At 74.5% G+C, this 1,104-nt stretch carries 1 protein-coding gene; it reads left to right on the top strand.

Annotated elements, in window-relative coordinates:
* A partial coding sequence (locus tag AOK09_RS36205) for a LacI family DNA-binding transcriptional regulator (protein ID WP_055591414.1) occupies positions 1-827 on the top strand: 827 nt, incomplete at its 5' end.
* Between the last annotated feature and the right edge of the window lie 277 nt (positions 828-1,104).

Raw genomic sequence — 1,104 nt, 5'->3', positions numbered from 1 at the left:
AGCTGATCTCCGGCATCCAGGCCGAGCTGTCCTCGGACGGCACCCCGCTGCTGTTCACCGTGGCCGAGGACCAGCGGGCCGAACTGGACACCTACCGCGCCTGGTGGGCGCAGCGCCGGGTGGACGGGGTCTTCCTGGTGGACATGCAGACGCAGGACGCCCGGGTGGCGGTGCTGGAGGAACTGGGCATGCCCACCGTGGTGATCGGCGCCCCCATCGGCACCGGGCGGCTGCCCGCCCTCTGGAGCGACGACTCGGCGGGGGTGCGCACGGTGCTGGAGCATCTGGCCGGATTGGGTCATGTGCGCATCGCCAGGGTCAGCGGCCCCGCCCACCTGCGGCACACCGCCATCCGCTCGGAGGCGGTCGCCAGGCTGGCCCCGGCACTCGGCATGGAGTGCACCACGCTGGCGACCGACTACAGCGCCGACCAGGGCGCGGCGGCCGCTCGCACCCTGCTGACCGGGGAGGATCCGCCGACCGCGATCCTCTTCGACAGCGATCTGACCGCCGTCTCCGGGGTGACCGCCGCCCAGTCACTGGGCCTTCGGGTGCCCGCCGACGTCTCCGTCACCGCCTGGGGCGACTCCGCGCTCTGCGAGCTGGTGCACCCGCCGGTGACCGCGCTGAGCAGGGACGTCGCGGCGCACGGCGGCCATGCCGCCCGGCTGCTGCGGGCCGTGGCCGCGGGCTACCAGACGGCCCATCTGCAGGACGAGGACTCCCGGCTGGTGCTGCGCGGCTCCACCGGCCCGGCCCGGCGGCTGCCCGGCGCGCGGGCCGGCGCCGGGAGCGGCGAGGTCACCGCCGTCCGCGACCGGCCGTGACACCCGGCGCCGCCGGGCCCATGACGTAAACCGGTTTATGTCCACGCCTTGAATGATGTCCCGAGGGTTGACACTAAACCGGTCCAGTGCTTGCATCGACCTGCTGCCCGCGGGGCCGCCCGTCCGCAACGGGCCCGTACGGAATGCCGATGCCCGCCGCTGCCCCCACGGCCGACCGGGCGCGTCGCATCGCCCGACCACCCGCACCCCGGCCAGGGAGCCTCCTCCCGCCGCACGCCCGCTCCGGCGTACCGGCCACCTGTCTCTTATACCCATC

Source organism: Peterkaempfera griseoplana, from assembly GCF_001418575.1.
In the GTDB taxonomy this organism is placed as follows: domain Bacteria; phylum Actinomycetota; class Actinomycetes; order Streptomycetales; family Streptomycetaceae; genus Peterkaempfera; species Peterkaempfera griseoplana.
This window is presented reverse-complemented; position numbering and strand designations above follow the sequence as displayed.